Raw genomic sequence first — 15,831 nt, forward strand, 5'->3', positions numbered from 1 at the left:
AATGAGGCAGCATTATATCAGCGCGCTCCTAAAGCACCCCGCAGGCCGATCCGTCGCGGGGTCGTACCCAACGGGGTACGACCCCTCTTACGATGGCGGGTTAAACGCCCGCAGGCCACCAATCAGCAAATGATTGACACTCACAGGGAGTTGAGGTCTAATCCTAACAAGAGGCGTGAAATCGTTTTCAAACGTCAAAATGCCCTCTCCGCCCCATGTTTAACCTGCCAAAAACGACAAAAATGACCGATTTCACGCAATTCCCTCCCTCGTTTACCTGGGGCATCGCCACCAGCGCCTTCCAGATTGAAGGCGGCGCCACCGCCGACGGCAAAGGCCCGTCGATCTGGGACACCTTCAGTCACACGCCGGGCAAGATCATCGACGGCACCAACGGCGACGTCGCCTGCGACCACTACAACCGCTACCCGGAAGACGTGGCCATCATGGCCAGCCTGGGCGTGGACGCCTACCGCTTCTCGATCGCCTGGTCGCGCGTGCAGCCGACCGGCAAAGGCGCGTGGAACGAGGCCGGCTTCGCCTTCTACGACCGCCTGCTGACCGAACTGGAAAGCAAGGGCATCGCCGCCCACGCGACCTTGTACCACTGGGACCTGCCGCAAGGCCTGGAGGACGACGGCGGCTGGCTCAATCGCGACACCGCCTACCGCTTCGCCGACTACGCGGCCGAAGTGGCGCGCCGTTTCGGCAACCGCTTGAAAACAATTGCGACGCACAACGAGCCATGGTGCACGGCCAATCTTGGCTACGGCAACTCGCAGTTCGCGCCGGGCGTGACGGACCTGAAAAAATCGGTGCAGGTTTCGCACCACCTGCTGCTGTCGCACGGACTGGCGATGCAGGCGATGCGCTCGGTCGGCAGCTCGGCCAAGCTGGGCATCGTGCTCAATCAATGGACCGCCGATCCGGCCACCGACAGCGCGGCCGACATCGCGATGGCGGAATTCGAATACGCGCGCTCGGTGCAGTGGTTCATGGACCCCATCTTCAAGGGCAAGTACCCGGAACTGGCGCTCAAGGTCTACGGCGACAACGGCCCGGTGATCCAAGAGAACGACTTCAAGGACATCCAGCACCGCATCGACTTCCTCGGCGTGAACTACTACTTCCGCTCCTACTGCAGCGCCGAAGTGCCGCCGCGCCAGCCGGAAGCGAAGCTGGGCAAGACCGACATGGGCTGGGAAATCTACCCGGACGGCCTGACCGAGCTGCTGCTCAAGCTCAACGCCGAATACGAGCTGCCGCCGATCTACATCACCGAGAACGGCATGGCCAATCCGGACACCGTCGTCAACGGCGAAGTGCCGGACGAAGCGCGCATCGATTTCGTGCAGCGCCACCTGAAGGCGCTCAACGACGCCCGCCTGCAGGGCGTGGACGTGCAAGGCTACTTCCTTTGGAGTTTGCTGGATAACTTCGAATGGAACTCGGGCTACGCCAAGCGCTTCGGCATCGTCCATGTGGATTACGCGACGCAGAAGCGCACCTTGAAGCATAGCGCTCTGTGGTACCGCGATTATTTGATCAAGCAGCGCGCGCAGCAGGCCGCGCACGCGGCATAACGGTATTGAACCGTAGGGCGGATTAGCGCGCAGCGCGTAATCCGCCATGAGCCGCCGACGGAGCGTGGCGGATTACGGGAAGCCCCAAACGCAGTACCCATTGGCCGCAGAGCCAAGTGCTACACTCCACCGAGAACAACGAGGACGACACCATGCAGACCGCACCTTCCGCCACGCCGCAAGAGCAGCAGGCTCCCCCCGACAACGGCGAGCAGAAATCGCTCCTGAGCGCCATGTTCGCACGCGGCACGCCGATGCTGTGGGTACCGACCGGCTACTTCTCGATGGCGCTCACGTACATGATGCTCACCAGCGTCACGTCCATCATGTTCAAGAACCTCGGCATGGGCAACGGCGAGGCGGCGCAATACGCCAGCTACCTGATCCTGGCCTACACCATCAAGCCGCTGTTCGCGCCCTTCGTCGAAATGTACCGCACCAAGAAGTTCTTCGTGCTGTGCGCGCAGCTGATCGTCGGCATCGGCTTTGCCGCCGTCGCGCTGGCGATGTCGCTGCCGAACTACCTGGTCATCATGGTGTTCCTGTTCGGGATCCTGTCGCTGGTCGGCGCCACCCAGGACATCGCCTCCGACGGCGTCTACGTCACCTCGCTCGACTCGAAGACCCAATCGCTGTTCTGCGGCATCCAGAGCCTGAGCTGGAACGTCGGCCCCATCGTCGCCTCGGGCGGCATGGTGTATTTGAGCGGCTGGCTGCACACCCACTACTTCCACCACCAAGCCGGCGTGTTCGGACCGGAATGGATCGAATCGTGGCGCATCATCTTCTTCATCGCCGCCGCGCTGACCATCGTCACCGCGCTGTGGCACCTGCGCGTGATGCCCGACGGCGCCAAGGCCGAAAACGCGCCCAAGTCGGTGGCCGAAGCGGCCTTCATCCTGCGCGACTCCTTCGTCACCTTCTTCCAGAAGCGCGACGTCTGGCTGATGGTGGGATTCGCCTTCGTGTTCCGCCTCAGTATCGGGCTGCTGGAAAAAATCGGCCCGTTCTTCATGGTCGATCCGGTCGCCAAGGGCGGCCTGGGATTGTCCAACGAGATGCTGGGCCTGATCTACGGCACCTATGGCCTGATCGCCGTGCTGCTCGGCTCCCTGCTGGGCGGCATCTTTGTCGCGCGCCGGGGCCTGCCGGCCACCTTGTTCGTGCTGTGCTGCGCGGTCAACATCCCCAACGTCACGTTCTTGCTGATGAGCATCTACCAGCCGGAGAACCTGTGGCTGATCAGCGCCGGCGTGGCGATAGAAAAGTTCTTCTTCGGCTTCGGCTCGGTCGGTTTCATGATTTACCTGATGCAGCAGTTGGCGCCCGGCAAATACACCACCACCCACTACGCCTTCGGCACCGGTTTGATGGGCTTGTGCATGCTGGTCACCGGCGTCGTCAGCGGCCACCTGCAGCAGGCGCTGGGATATGTACACTATTTCTGGCTGGTGATGGCGGCGACGATCCCATCTTTCCTGGTCACGTGGTTCGCGCCGTTCCATCACAAGAGCTAGCCTGTCCAGAAACTGACCCGTTTTTATGTGCGTTAGCGCTCGCACGATTGATTGAAGTCCTGTTTACGCGGGATTGCATAGGTATGATCACCCGCAAGGGAATTTATTATGCAATTGGCACAAGGACTTGCGCATGGTTACGGAAACACTGCGGTTCAGCGGCATCCACCGAGAATCCCTGGGGGATATCCTCGGCGATGCGCCGGAAACGGAGATCGATGACCTGCGCGGCGAGCTCGAAGCACGCATCCGTCACTTCCTTGGCGACGGCGGCGACCAGCGCGATCCGCTGACGGCGGCCATGCGCGCGGCCGCGCTGAGCGCCGGCAAGCGCATGCGTCCGATGTTGCTGATGCTGGTGGCGCGCGATCTGGGCTGCGCGTCGCCGGCCCTGCTCGACGCCGCCTGTGCGGTCGAGCTGGTGCACGCCGCCTCGCTAATACTCGACGACTTGCCTTGCATGGACGACGCCAAGCTGCGCCGCGGCAAGCCCACGGTCCACATCCAGTTCGGTGAAAACGTCGCCATCCTGGCCTCGGTCGCCCTGCTCAGCCGCGCCTTCCACATCCTGGCCCAGGCGCAGGACATCTCGCCGTCGATACGCGCGCGCCTGGTCGCCGCGCTGGCCGAAACGGTCGGCACCCAGGGCCTGGTGCGCGGACAATTCCAGGATTTGCACGGCGGTCAAAAGCGCACGGTCGACGACATCGCCACCACCAACGAACTCAAGACCGGCGTGCTGCTCGGCCTGTCGGTGGAAATGGCCGCCATCATCGCCCAGGCCGACGAACCGGTGCTGCGCGCGCTGCGCGCCTTCGCCATGGCCGCCGGCCACGCCTTCCAGATCAAGGACGACCTGCAGGACGGCCCTGGCAACGACAGCGCGCTGACCGGCAAGGACGTCGGCAAGGACGCCGGCAAGGCCACCATCACCGCCACGCTGGGCATGGAAAAAACCCAGCGCCGCCTGGCCGCGCACCTGCGCGACGCCGACGGCTACCTGACGGACGCCATCGGCAGCAAACAACGCACGCGTCGCCTGGTGGGCAACTTGTTCCGCAAGGCCGGTCCCGTCGCCGATCTGCACGCGCCTTAGCGCGCGGACATCGCATGGCGCACTTCGGCGTGGTAGCCCCGGCCTTCTACAGCCATTTCAACGCGCTGGCCGCGCTGGCGCTGGCGCTGATCGCGCGCGGGCACCGGGTCACCTTCCTGCACCGGCCCGACGCCGCCGCCTGGATCACCGACGCCCGCATCGGCTTCCACGCGCTCGGCGCCGACCGCTATCCACCGGGATCGCTGGCCGCCTCGCTGCGGCTGGCGGCCAATCCGGGCAGCCCGCTCGGCCTGCGCAAGGTCATCGTCGACATGGCCGACACCACCGACATGCTGTGCCGCGAACTGCCCGCCGCGCTGGAGGCGCTGCGCGTCGACGCCCTGCTCGGCGATCAAATGGAGGCGGCGGCAGGGCTGGTGGCCGAGGCGCTCGGGATGCCGTTCATTTCCATCGCCTGCGCGCTGCCGGTCAACCGCGAGCCGGGCATCCCCCTGCCCGTGATGCCGTTCGAATTCGGCACCGGCGAGCGCGCGTTGAAGATGTACGAAGGCAGCGCGCGCGTGTACGACTGGCTCATGGCGCCGCACCGCAAGGTCATCGAGCGGCAGGCGCGTGGCCTGGGCATCCCGGCGCGCGCGGCGCTGCACGAGTGCCTGTCGCCGCTGGCGCAAATCAGCCAGACGGTGGCCGGGTTCGACTTTCCGCGCCGGAATCCGCCGCCGTATTTTCACCATGTCGGGCCGCTGCGCCACACCGCCAGCGCGCATGGCGGCGACGCCCTTCCGGCGATTGCCGGCGACCGCCCTTTCATCTTCGCCTCGCTCGGCACGCTGCAAGGCCAGCGTTTTGCGCTGTTCAAGCGCATCGCCCGCGCCTGCCGCGCGCTGGACGCGCAACTGCTGGTCGCCCATTGCGGCGGCTTGAATGCGCGCCAGGCGCAAGCCATCGAAAGCGCCGGCCCGGCGGGCGCGACGACCGTGTGCGCGTTCGCGCCGCAGCAGGCCGCGCTGGCCCGGGCGGACGCCGTGGTGTCGCATGCGGGATTGAACACGGCGATGGATGCGATCGCCGCGCGCACGCCGATCCTGGCGCTGCCGATCGCCTTCGACCAGCCCGGCGTGGCGGCGCGGATCAGCCATGCCGGCATCGGCCTGCGGGCGTCGCCGCGCTTCGCCGGAGCGGAGCAACTGGCCGCGCGCTTGCGGCGGCTGCTCGCCGACCCCGCATATGCGCAGCAGCTGGCGCCACTGGCGGCGCAACTGGCGCAAGCCGGCGGCACGCAGCGCGCCGCCGACATCGTCGAAGCGGCGCTGGGCCTGAACGCGCAAGCATCGAACGAAGCGAGCGCCCGCGCATGAGCGGCGCGCCGTACGACGTGATCCTGGCCGGCGGCGGCCTGGCCAACGCGCTGATCGCGTGGCGGCTGCGGACCACGCGCCCGTCGCTGCGCATCCTGCTGCTCGATCAAGCGGATAGCATCGGCGGCAATCACACCTGGTCGTTCCACGACAGCGACCTCGATGCCGCGCAGCGTCAATGGCTCGCGCCGCTGGTCTCGGCGCGCTGGCCGGACTACGATGTCATCTTCCCCGAACACGCCAGAAAGCTCGACGGCGGTTACGCCAGCATTTTCTCTGGCGATTTCGCGCGCGTCATCGAAGCGGCGCTCGGCCCCGCGCTGCGGCTGGCGGCAGGGATAGCGGACCTGACCCCGACCACGGTGCGCCTGGCCGACGGCGAGGTTTTGCAAGCGGGCGCCGTCATCGACGGCCGTGGCCCGCGCGCCACCGAGCGCCTGGCGCTGGGCTACCAAACCTTCCTCGGCCAGGAAGTTCGCCTGGCCGCGCCGCACGGATTGACCTCCCCCGTCATCATGGACGCCAGCGTCGCGCAGCAAGGCGGCTACCGTTTCGTCTACGTGCTGCCGTTCGCGGCCGACCGCCTGCTGATCGAAGACACGCACTACGTCGACACCGGCGCGTGGGAACCGGAACGCCTGCGCGCCAACATCGCCGCCTACGCCGCCGCGCGCGGCTGGCGCATCGAGGAGACCATCCGCGAGGAACATGGCTCGCTGCCGATCGTGCTGGCGGGCGATATCGATCGCTTCTGGGCGGACCTGGACGGGCAGCCGTGTTCCGGCCTGCGGGCCGGCCTGTTCCACCCGACCACCGGCTACTCGCTGCCGCACGCGGTGCGGCTGGCCGAGCGGATAGCGGCGCTCGACGACTTGACCGCGCCGGCCTTGTTCGACGCCATACGCCGCACCGCGCTGGACGAATGGCGCGGCCAGCGCTTCTTCCGGCTGCTCAACCGCATGCTGTTTTTGGCCGGCGACGCCGACCACCGCTGGCGCGTCATGCAGCGTTTTTACCGCCTTCCGGCGCCGTTGATCGCCCGCTTTTACGCGGGACGGCTGACGCTGGGCGACAAGGCGCGCCTGGTGTCGGGCAAGCCGCCGGTCCCGGTCGGCCAGGCGCTATCGGCCGCACGAAAAATCCATCCCCATCAAATCAGGAAACCCGCATGAACGAAACAAAACAGGCAGTGGTTGTCGGCGCCGGCTTCGGCGGCCTGGCGCTGGCCATCCGTCTGCAAGCGAGCGGCATTCAAACCACCTTGCTGGAAAAACGCGACAAGCCGGGTGGGCGCGCCTACGTCTACCAGGACCAGGGTTTCACCTTCGACGCCGGCCCCACCGTCATCACCGATCCGTCGGCGATCGAGGAACTGTTCACCGTCGCCGGCAAGCGCCTGTCCGATTACGTCGACATGCTGCCGGTGGCGCCGTTCTACCGCCTGTGCTGGGAGGATGGCAGCCACTTCGACTACGCCAACGACCAGGAGGCGCTGGACCGCCAGATCCACGCGCGCAACCCGGCCGACGTGCAGGGATACCAGCGCTTCCTGGCGTATTCCAAAGCGGTGTTCGACGAAGGCTACCTCAAGTTGGGCGCCGTGCCGTTCCTGTCGTTCCGCGACATGATCCAGGCCGGCCCGCAACTGGCGAAGTTGCAGGCATGGCGCAGCGTCTACGGCATGGTGTCGAAGTTTATCGAGGACGAGCATCTGCGGCAGGCGTTCTCCTTCCACTCGCTGCTGGTCGGCGGCAACCCGTTCGCCACGTCGTCGATCTATACCTTGATCCACGCGCTGGAGCGGCGCTGGGGCGTCTGGTTCCCTCGCGGCGGCACCGGCGCGCTGGTGAACGGCATGGTGCGGCTGTTCCAGGATATCGGCGGCCGCATCGAACTGAACGCCGACGTCGCCGCGATCGAAGCCAGCGGCGCGCGCGTCAACGGCGTGCGCCTGGCCGATGGGCGCCACTTCCCGGCGCAGGCGGTGGCGTCCAACGCCGACGTCGTCCACACGTATGCGGATCTGCTGTCGCAACATCCGCGCGGCCCGTCGCAGGCCGGCGCGCTGCGCAAAAAACGCTTCAGCAATTCGCTGTTCGTGCTGTATTTCGGGCTCGATCACCACCACAGCCAACTGCAGCATCACACGGTCTGTTTCGGGCCGCGCTACAAGGAACTGATCACCGACATCTTCGGCGGTAAAACGCTGGCCGACGATTTCTCGCTGTACCTGCACGCGCCCTGCATCACCGACCCGTCGCTGGCGCCGCCGGGCTGCGGCAGCCACTACGTGCTGGCGCCGGTGCCGCACCTGGGCAACGCGAATATCGACTGGACGGTCGAAGGCCCGCGCTACCGCGACCGCATCTTCGAGTATCTGGAGCGCCGCTACATGCCGGGACTGCGCAAGCAGCTGGTCACCAGCCGCATCTTCACGCCGCTCGACTTCCGCGACGAGCTCAATGCGCACGTCGGCTCGGCGTTCTCGCTCGAACCGATCCTGACGCAAAGCGCCTGGTTCCGCCCGCACAACCGCGACAGCGAACTGGCCAACCTGTACCTGGTCGGCGCCGGCACCCATCCCGGCGCCGGCGTGCCGGGCGTGATCGGCTCCGCCAAGGCGACGGCGGGCCTGATGATCGAGGAGTTCGGACGATGAGCGAGGCATTGCTGGACCACGCCACGCAGACCATCAAGGTCGGCTCGAAAAGCTTCGCCGCCGCGGCCAGGCTCTTTCCGGCCGACGTGAGGCGCAGCGTGTTGATGCTGTACGCCTGGTGCCGTCACTGCGACGACGTGGTCGACGGCCAGGAGCTGGGCTTCGCCGCCGTCGAACCGGCGCCGGCGCAGGAGGACGCCGCCGAAAAACTGGCGATGCTGGAGGACCAGACCAGGCGCGCCTACGCCGGCGAAAAGATGGGCGATCCCGCCTTTGCCGCCTTCCAGGAAGTGGCGCTGCGCCATACGATCGCACCGCGTTTCGCCTTCGACCACCTGGCCGGCTTCGCCATGGATGTCGAACAGGCGCGCTACGAAACGATCGACGACACGCTGCGCTACTGCTATCACGTGGCCGGCGTCGTCGGACTGATGATGGCTACCATCATGGGCGCGAACAAGGCGACGGTACTGGACCGGGCCTGCGACCTTGGCCTGGCTTTCCAGCTGACCAATATCGCGCGCGACATCGTCGAGGATGCGCGCATGGGGCGCTGCTACGTGCCGGCCGCGTGGCTGCGCGAGGCGGGCATTCCGCCCCATGAGCTGGCGCTGCCCGAGCACCGCGCGGCGCTGGCCGGCGTCGCGGCGCGGCTGGTCGATTACGCGGAACCGTATTACGCCTCGGCGACGCAGGGCATCATCGCGCTGCCGCTGCGCTGCGCGTGGGCCATCGCCACGGCGCGCAATGTGTATCGGCAGATCGGCATCAACGTCAAGGCGCGCGGACCACGCGCATGGGACGAACGGGTGGGCACGTCGCGCGCGACCAAGGTCTGGCTGCTGGCCAAGGGCGGCGCGGGCGCGCTTACTTCGCGTCTTCGGCGGATGGCGCCGCGCCGGCAAGGTCTGTGGCAGCGGCCCGACGCGACGACAAAGGACCATCGTGCAGCTCGCGCAGTTGACGCTTGAGTTCCACCACCGGCGGCGCGTACAGGAATCCGAACGACACCGCGCCCTCTTTTCCCTCGACCGCGTGGTGCATGCGGTGCGCCTGGTAGAGCCGCTTCAGGTAGCCGCTGCGGGGCGTGTATTGAAACGGCCAGCGACGGTGGACCAGCCCATCGTGGGCGACGAAGTACAGGAAACCATAGGCGGTCATGCCGGCGCCTATCCATTCCAGCGGATGACGGCCTTCGGTGCCGAAATAGATCAGCGCGATCGCCAGCGAGGCGAACACGACCGCGTACAAGTCGTTCTTCTCGAACCAGCCGGTGCGCGGCTCGTGGTGCGAGCGGTGCCATCCCCAACCGAAACCATGCATGATGTATTTGTGCGCGACAATAGAAAACAATTCCATCAACACAATGGTGATCAGGACGATGAGCGTGTTTAATATCATAGGTGGGATCGATCCGTCGATCGGGTGAAAACTGCGATGCAGACAGCCTACCATAGACGCTCTTTCCGCAGCGCCAGCAACCCACCGCGCATCGACGCGAAACAAAGGAAACCTATGCAAACACTGGACAAGCGATCTTTATTCCTCGCCGCCGCCGTGCTGAGCGCCGCAGCGGCATCGGCATCGGCCGCCACGGTCGAGGTGCGGGTATCGTCGGTGGTCGCCGGCAGGGGCAAAGTCAACGTCGCCGTGTGCGACAAGGAACGCTTCCTGAAGGACTGCCTGTACAGCGGCTCGGTGCCGGCCCAGGCTACCGACGTGGTCGTAACGATACAGAACGTGCCGAAGGGAACGTGGGCAGTACTGGCCTACCAGGACGAAAACCAGAACGACAAGCTGGACCGCAATCTGATCGGCATCCCCAGCGAAAACTACGGCTTCAGCCGCGACGCGCGCGGAAAGTTCGGCCCACCGGATTTCAGCGACGCCGCCATCGACGTCGGCGACGAATCCACAGTGGCGAAAATCAAACTGCGCTAAAGCAACTCCAGGGTCAGGTCCACCATTTCTACACGAGTTCAGCATTAAAATGGCCGTGCGGGCTTCTACAGACCAGCTCGTGTAGAAATGGTGGACCTGACCCCGGATTAAAAAAAGCCCCTCGACCTGGAGAGGGCGAGGGGCCATAAGACCACAGACAACACTGGACTACATGAAACTCCTTACTGCTGCTATTCCTTAGAACGTCTTGCCGACGTTGATGCCGAACGTGCGCGGCGGCAGATACTGCGCCTGCCACGGGCCGTTGGCGTTCATCGCGCTGGTCTTGACGTTCTTGTCCTCGGCGTTGCGGACGAAGGCGTCGAAGTACCACTTCGAGTCGGCGTCGAAGCGCAGTCCCAGGTCGGTACGGGTGTAGGCCTTCTGACGATCCGGCTCGCCCAGGTTGAACACGCTCAGCCAGCTGGCCGTTTCGTAGTGGGCGCTGATGCGCGGGATCAGCGTGCCGCCCGAGAACTGGAAGCTGTGCTGGTACATCGCTTGCGCGCTGAACTTCGGCGAGTGCGGCATCGTGTTGCCCGTCACGTCCAGGCAGGTGCTGATGCCGGCCACCGGGCAGGCCGGCAGCACGTAGTCGTTACTGCCGCCGATCAGTTTTTTCAGCTTGGCGTTGGTGTAGGCGGCGGTGAACTGCACCCGGTCCACCGGCGTGATCTTGGCGGCGATCTCGGTCTCCAGGCCCCAGATCTTGGCGCCTTCGGCGTTGCTGGTGGCCAGGCCGCGCGTGCCGTCCGGATTGGTAATCGGCGCGCTGAACTGGAAGTCCTTGAACTTCGAGTAGTAGGCCGCGTTGTTCATGCGTACCGCGCCGCCGAGGAAGGTGCTCTTCGAGCCGACTTCGAAGTTGGTCAGCGACTCCGAGCCGTAAGGCACGCCGCCGTCCTGCAGGCCCCCCGACTTGTAGCCGGTCGCCACGCTGGCGTAGACCATGTTGTTCTTGTCGATGTCGTAGTTCAGGCGCAGCAAGCCGGTCAGCTTGTTGTCGGTGAACTTGCCGTCGTTGTGCTGGTAGGTCGAGAAGCCCGATCCTGGCGCCAGCGGATTCATCGACGGATTGACGGGAATCTGCGGCGCGGTCAGATCGCTCCAGCCGTTGTTGGTGCCGCCGATGTTCTTGCGCTCGTCCGAGGTGTAACGCAGGCCGCCGGTCAGGTGCAGGCTGTCGTTGACGTTCCACGTGGTCTGGCCGAAGACGGCTTTCGAGTCCACCGTTTCCTTCGGCTGGATGAAGGAGCCCTGCCAGTCGACGGTGCCCTGCTGGGTGCCGTTCATGATCGGGATGTCGAAGCGGATGCCGTTGTTTTCGTTGGCGTAGTACAGGCCAAGCAGCCAGTCGACGTCGCGCTTGCCGGTCGATTGGATTTCCACTTCATGGCTGTAGTTCTTGTACTTGGACCAGACGGTGTTGTTGGCCTGGTACTTGCCGCCGGTGGTGAAGCTGGTGGCCGGACGCGCGCCGCCGTCCTGGTCGTAGGTCGACGAGCCGTTGAAGCGCGAGTAGCCGGCGATGTAGGCGAGGCTGATGTCCTTGTTGATTTCGTAGTCGACGCGGCTGCGCACCGAGTTCGAATCGCGCACCACGTTCGGCGCCACGTCCACCAGCGCGGACCAGAAAGGCTGGCCCGCACGCTGCTGCTGCAACAGGTTCATGCTCGGCGTGCCGCGGTCGGCGTAGTGCTCGTACGCGACGTTCCACTTCAACTGGGCGCTCGGACGCCACAGGAAGCTGACGCGCGCCGCGCTCTGGTCCTGGGCGCTGTACTTCTGGCCGTTGCGGACGTAGTTGTTGTTGTTGATCGGCTGGAAGGCGATCGGATTGCCCGGATGGGCGGCGTTCCACGCGGCGATCACCGGCGCGGCGGCGGCGCGCTGGTCGGCCAGCGAGACGTCCTGCGGGTTTTGGTAATCGATGTAGCCGTCGTGCTGCTCGTGCACGAACGCCACGCGCATCGCCATCTGGTCGTTGATCGGGATGTTGACCGCGCCGCGCGCGCCGAAGCGGGCGTAGTTGCCGTAGCCACCCTCGAAGAAGCCGGCGGTGCTGCCGATCTCCGGCTTCACGGTCTGCATGTTGACCGCGCCGACGGTGGAGTTGCGGCCCCACAGCGTGCCTTGCGGACCGCGCAGCACTTCGATCGCGTCCAGGTCGAACAGCAGCGCGGTGGCGCCTTCGGGACGCGGCGAGTAGATGCCGTCGACGAAGGTGGCCACTTCCGGGTCGGCGTATTCGGTCTTGGCGCTGTCGTTGCCGATGCCGCGCAAGGTCATGGTGATGACGCCGTGGTCGCCCTGGCCGGTGGCCGAGAAGCCCGGCACCAGGTTGACGACGTCCTGGATCGTTTGCACGTGGTTGTCGTCCAACGCGGCGGCGTTCAGCGCGGTGACGGCGACAGGCGTCTTCTGCAACGAAGTGGTGCGCTTGGTAGCGGTAACATACACCTCTGTGATCGTGTTGCTGGTTTTGTCGCCGGCGGCGGCGGCGGCCGGCGCGGTCTGCTCGGCCTGGCCCGCCGCGTGGGCGACACTGGTGCCGGCCAACAAGGCGATGACGGCCATCTGGATCGGCGAAAGCAGACGCTTGCCGGTTTGCGGTACGTGATTCATAAGTCTCCTTTTGCGCACCGGCGCCTATGAGAAGCGCCGCCGCCATTTATCGTGGAAAACGATTTCATGTTGTGTGAAATCGATTTCAAATCTGCTGAAATCGTTTTCTTTATTTGTGAAATCGATTTCATGGTACATAATCTCAAACACCGATGTCAATTTAAAAATTGTATCGTCGTTGTTTTTGTTGATATTTCTCAAACGAATCAGCAAACAGACGCGCTACGCACGGAGACGGGGAAAACAGATGAAAACGGCAGCAGAAAACGGCATGCAGGCGGTCGCGAACACGGGGGGCAAGCGGGTGTTGATCGTCGGCGGCGGCACCGCCGGCTGGCTCACGGCGGCGTTTTTGGCGCGCACGGTCGGCTGCGGCGCGGACGCCGACAGCGTACGCGTGACCTTGGTCGAGTCGAAGGAAATCGGCATCATCGGCGTCGGCGAAGGCACCTTCCCGTCGATCCGCGGCACGCTGGCCGCCATCGGCATCGACGAGGGCCGCTTCATCCGCGAATGCGACGCCACCTTCAAGCAAGGCATCAAGTTCACCGACTGGGTTCGCCCGCCCGGCGCGCCGGGCAACGACCACTACTTCCACCCTTTCAGCCTGCCCAGCCAGCGTCCCGGCGGACCGGAACTGCTGCCCTACTGGCTGCAGGGCGCGGCCGCGCCGGGCGCCGGTTTCGCCGCCGCCGCGACGATGCAAAAGCGCGTCGCCGACGCCGCCCACGCGCCCAAGCGCCCCAACGACGCCGACTTCCTGGGACCGCTGAACTACGCCTACCATTTCGACGCCGGCAAATTCGCCGCCCTGCTCAGCACCCACGCGCAATCGCTGGGCGTCCAGCATGTGCAGGCCACGGTGGAACGCGTCGAACTCGACGCGCAAGGCGCGATCGGCGCCGTGCACACCAGGGAAGCGGGCACGCTGACGGCGGATCTTTACATCGACTGCACCGGCTTCCGCGCGGCGCTGATCGGCGAGGCCCTAGGCACGCCGTTCCGCAACATCAACGACGTGCTGTTCGTCGACCGCGCGCTGGCGATGCAAGTGCCGTACGAGCGTGCGGATGCGCCCATCCCCTCCTACACGATATCGACCGCGCACGAAGCCGGATGGACCTGGGACATCGGCCTGCACAAACGGCGCGGCATCGGCTATGTGTATTCGAGCCGGCACACCGACGACACCCGCGCCGAGCAGGTGCTGCGCCAATACATCGGCCCCGCCGGCGACGCGCTCAACCCGCGCCAGCTCAAACTCAACGTCGGCTACCGCGAACTGCACTGGGTGAAAAACTGCGCGGCTGTCGGCTTATCCGGCGGCTTTCTGGAGCCGCTCGAATCGTCCGGCATCGGCCTGATCGAAACGGCGGCCTACCTGGTCAGCTACCTGTTCCCGCACAGCGGCGACATGGCGCCGGTGGCCAAGGTGTACAACGACATGATGAAGGCGCGCTACGAGCGCATCGTCGATTTCGTCAAGATGCACTACTGCCTCACGCAGCGCACCGACAGCCAATTCTGGATCGACAACACCGACCCGGCCAGCGTGCCGGACTCGCTGCGCGACAAGCTGTCGATGTGGCGCAATCGACCGCCGCACCGGATGGACTTCGTGGTGGACGTGGAGATGTATCCGCCGTCAAGCTGGCAGTACGTCCTGTACGGCATGGAGTTCCCGACGAAGCAATACGCCAACGCCTTGACGCTGCCGCGTTTCGACGAAGCGCGCAAAGAGTTCCAGATGATCGACCAGATGTCGCGCCGCGCGGTGGCCGACCTGCCAACGCACCGCGCACTGGTGGACCACTTCATCCGCCAAGGAGAAAAGAAAACCGGCACCTGACCACAACGGCAAACCAACTCTAAACCACGTAGGGCGGATTAGCGAAGCGTAATCCGCCATGCCCGCTCCGCCGACGGCCGCAATCACCCCCGCGCAGCCCCCAGCCGCGCACTGGCCGCAATAACCAGCATCGCGCACCCCAAGCCGGCAAAGGCCAGATTCAAACTGGCCGAATGCGCGACAAACCCGATCACCGCCGGCCCCGCAAGAATCCCCGCATACCCCAGCGTGGTGATAGCGCCGATCGCCAGCCCGGCCGGCATCGCGCTCTGATTCCCTGCGGCGGTGAACAGAATCGGCACCACGTTCGACGCGCCCAGGCCCACCAACAAAAAGCCCACCAGCGCCAGCGTCGGCGACGGCGCCAGCACCGCGCCGAAGAACCCCACCGCCCCGCACAAGCCGCCCAACAACAGCACGCGCTTGCCGCCGAACTTGCGCACCACCCGGTCGCCGGTCAGGCGCCCCACCGTCATCGCCATCGCGAACGCCGCATAACCAAGGCCCGCGCGGGCCGCATCCATCCCCTGCTCGGACGTCAGCAGCAAAGCGCTCCAATCGAGGATCGCCCCCTCGGCCAGAAAGCACAGGAAGCACAACACGCCGATGAAGATCACGGCGCCGTGCGGCACCACGAACATCGACGCATGTCCCTCTTCCGCATCAGGCTCGCGCAGCAGATGCGGCGCCCCGATCGCCAGCGACAGCGCCACCAGCAACGATATCGCCACACTGGACGCGACGGGGCTCAAGCCCGCCCACAGCATCAACGCCATCAAGCCGGCGCCGATAAAACCGCCCACGCTGAACAGCCCATGGAAGCCGGACATGAGCGAACCGCCGCTTTCGCGTTCGACGATCACCGCCTGCACGTTCATCGCCACGTCCAGCGTGCCGAGCGCCGCGCCGAACGCGAACAAGGTCGCTCCCAGCAGCATCGGCGTGGGGGCGATCGCCAATCCGGGCAGCACCAGGCACACAAAGGCGCCCGACACCAGCACCACGATGCGGCAGCCGAAGCGCGACGCCAGCAAGCCCGTGACCGGCATCGCCATCAGCGAACCGGCGCCAAGGCACAGCAGCAGCAGGCCCAGATCGGCCTCGCCCAGCGCCAGGCGCGCTTTGGCGAACGGCACCAGCGGCGCCCAGGCCGACATGGCCAGGCCGGCGGCAAGAAAGGCAAGACGAGTGGACAGGCGCTGTTTCGGGCCGATTGAATTCATGGGGGATTTTCCGGATAGG

Annotated in this window: 12 protein-coding genes; 9 read left to right on the plus strand and 3 right to left on the minus strand. The window is 65.4% G+C overall.

Features of this window, described 5'->3' with window-relative positions:
- Positions 1 to 242: 242 nt before the first annotated feature.
- The 7 genes from JOD97_RS27835 (at position 243) to crtB (ending at position 9,145) form a co-directional block, all read left to right on the plus strand.
- Complete coding sequence (locus JOD97_RS27835; RefSeq protein ID WP_209725733.1) at positions 243 to 1,583, plus strand: GH1 family beta-glucosidase; 1,341 nt, start codon at positions 243 to 245, stop codon at positions 1,581 to 1,583.
- Between the two features lie 152 nt (positions 1,584 to 1,735).
- A complete protein-coding gene (locus JOD97_RS27840; protein WP_209725891.1) occupies positions 1,736 to 3,100 on the plus strand; it encodes an MFS transporter in 1,365 nt (454 codons plus the stop codon).
- 133 nt (positions 3,101 to 3,233) lie between these two features.
- The gene (locus JOD97_RS27845; protein ID WP_209725735.1) at positions 3,234 to 4,196 is read left to right on the plus strand and encodes a polyprenyl synthetase family protein; all 963 of its coding nucleotides are present in this window, start codon (positions 3,234 to 3,236) and stop codon (positions 4,194 to 4,196) included.
- 14 nt (positions 4,197 to 4,210) lie between these two features.
- Positions 4,211 to 5,515, plus strand: a complete 1,305-nt coding sequence (locus tag JOD97_RS27850; RefSeq protein WP_209725737.1) for a glycosyltransferase — start codon at positions 4,211 to 4,213, stop codon at positions 5,513 to 5,515.
- Positions 5,512 to 6,687 (plus strand): lycopene beta-cyclase CrtY, encoded by a 1,176-nt coding sequence (gene crtY, locus JOD97_RS27855; protein WP_209725739.1) that lies wholly within the window; start codon positions 5,512 to 5,514, stop codon positions 6,685 to 6,687. Before JOD97_RS27850 ends, crtY begins: the two co-directional genes overlap by 4 nt.
- A complete protein-coding gene (locus tag JOD97_RS27860) occupies positions 6,684 to 8,174 on the plus strand; it encodes a phytoene desaturase (protein WP_209725741.1) in 1,491 nt (496 codons plus the stop codon). Before crtY ends, JOD97_RS27860 begins: the two co-directional genes overlap by 4 nt.
- On the plus strand, positions 8,171 to 9,145 hold the full coding sequence (gene crtB, locus JOD97_RS27865) for a 15-cis-phytoene synthase CrtB (RefSeq protein WP_209725743.1): 975 nt from the start codon (positions 8,171 to 8,173) through the stop codon (positions 9,143 to 9,145). Before JOD97_RS27860 ends, crtB begins: the two co-directional genes overlap by 4 nt.
- Here the strand turns inward: crtB and JOD97_RS27870 are convergent.
- A complete protein-coding gene (locus JOD97_RS27870; protein WP_209725745.1) occupies positions 9,042 to 9,575 on the minus strand; it encodes a sterol desaturase family protein in 534 nt (177 codons plus the stop codon). The genes crtB and JOD97_RS27870 overlap by 104 nt on opposite strands.
- A 114-nt stretch (positions 9,576 to 9,689) precedes the next feature.
- Between JOD97_RS27870 and JOD97_RS27875 the strand changes: the two genes are divergently transcribed.
- Positions 9,690 to 10,115 (plus strand): DUF2141 domain-containing protein, encoded by a 426-nt coding sequence (locus tag JOD97_RS27875; protein ID WP_209725747.1) that lies wholly within the window; start codon positions 9,690 to 9,692, stop codon positions 10,113 to 10,115.
- A gap of 198 nt (positions 10,116 to 10,313) precedes the next feature.
- On the opposite strand, the gene JOD97_RS27880 is transcribed toward JOD97_RS27875, so the two are convergent.
- Positions 10,314 to 12,740, minus strand: coding sequence for a TonB-dependent receptor (locus JOD97_RS27880; RefSeq protein ID WP_209725749.1), 2,427 nt, complete (start codon positions 12,738 to 12,740; stop codon positions 10,314 to 10,316).
- Between the two features lie 247 nt (positions 12,741 to 12,987).
- On the opposite strand from JOD97_RS27880, the gene JOD97_RS27885 reads away from it, so the two are divergent.
- Positions 12,988 to 14,589, plus strand: a complete 1,602-nt coding sequence (locus tag JOD97_RS27885) for a tryptophan halogenase family protein (protein ID WP_229264769.1) — start codon at positions 12,988 to 12,990, stop codon at positions 14,587 to 14,589.
- An 83-nt stretch (positions 14,590 to 14,672) separates the two neighbouring features.
- Here JOD97_RS27885 and JOD97_RS27890 read toward each other — a convergent pair whose 3' ends face one another.
- On the minus strand, positions 14,673 to 15,812 hold the full coding sequence (locus JOD97_RS27890; protein ID WP_209725750.1) for an MFS transporter: 1,140 nt from the start codon (positions 15,810 to 15,812) through the stop codon (positions 14,673 to 14,675).
- Positions 15,813 to 15,831 lie beyond the last annotated feature (19 nt).

Origin of the sequence: Duganella sp. 1411 (genome assembly GCF_017833525.1) — a bacterium.
Lineage (GTDB): Bacteria > Pseudomonadota > Gammaproteobacteria > Burkholderiales > Burkholderiaceae_D > Rugamonas.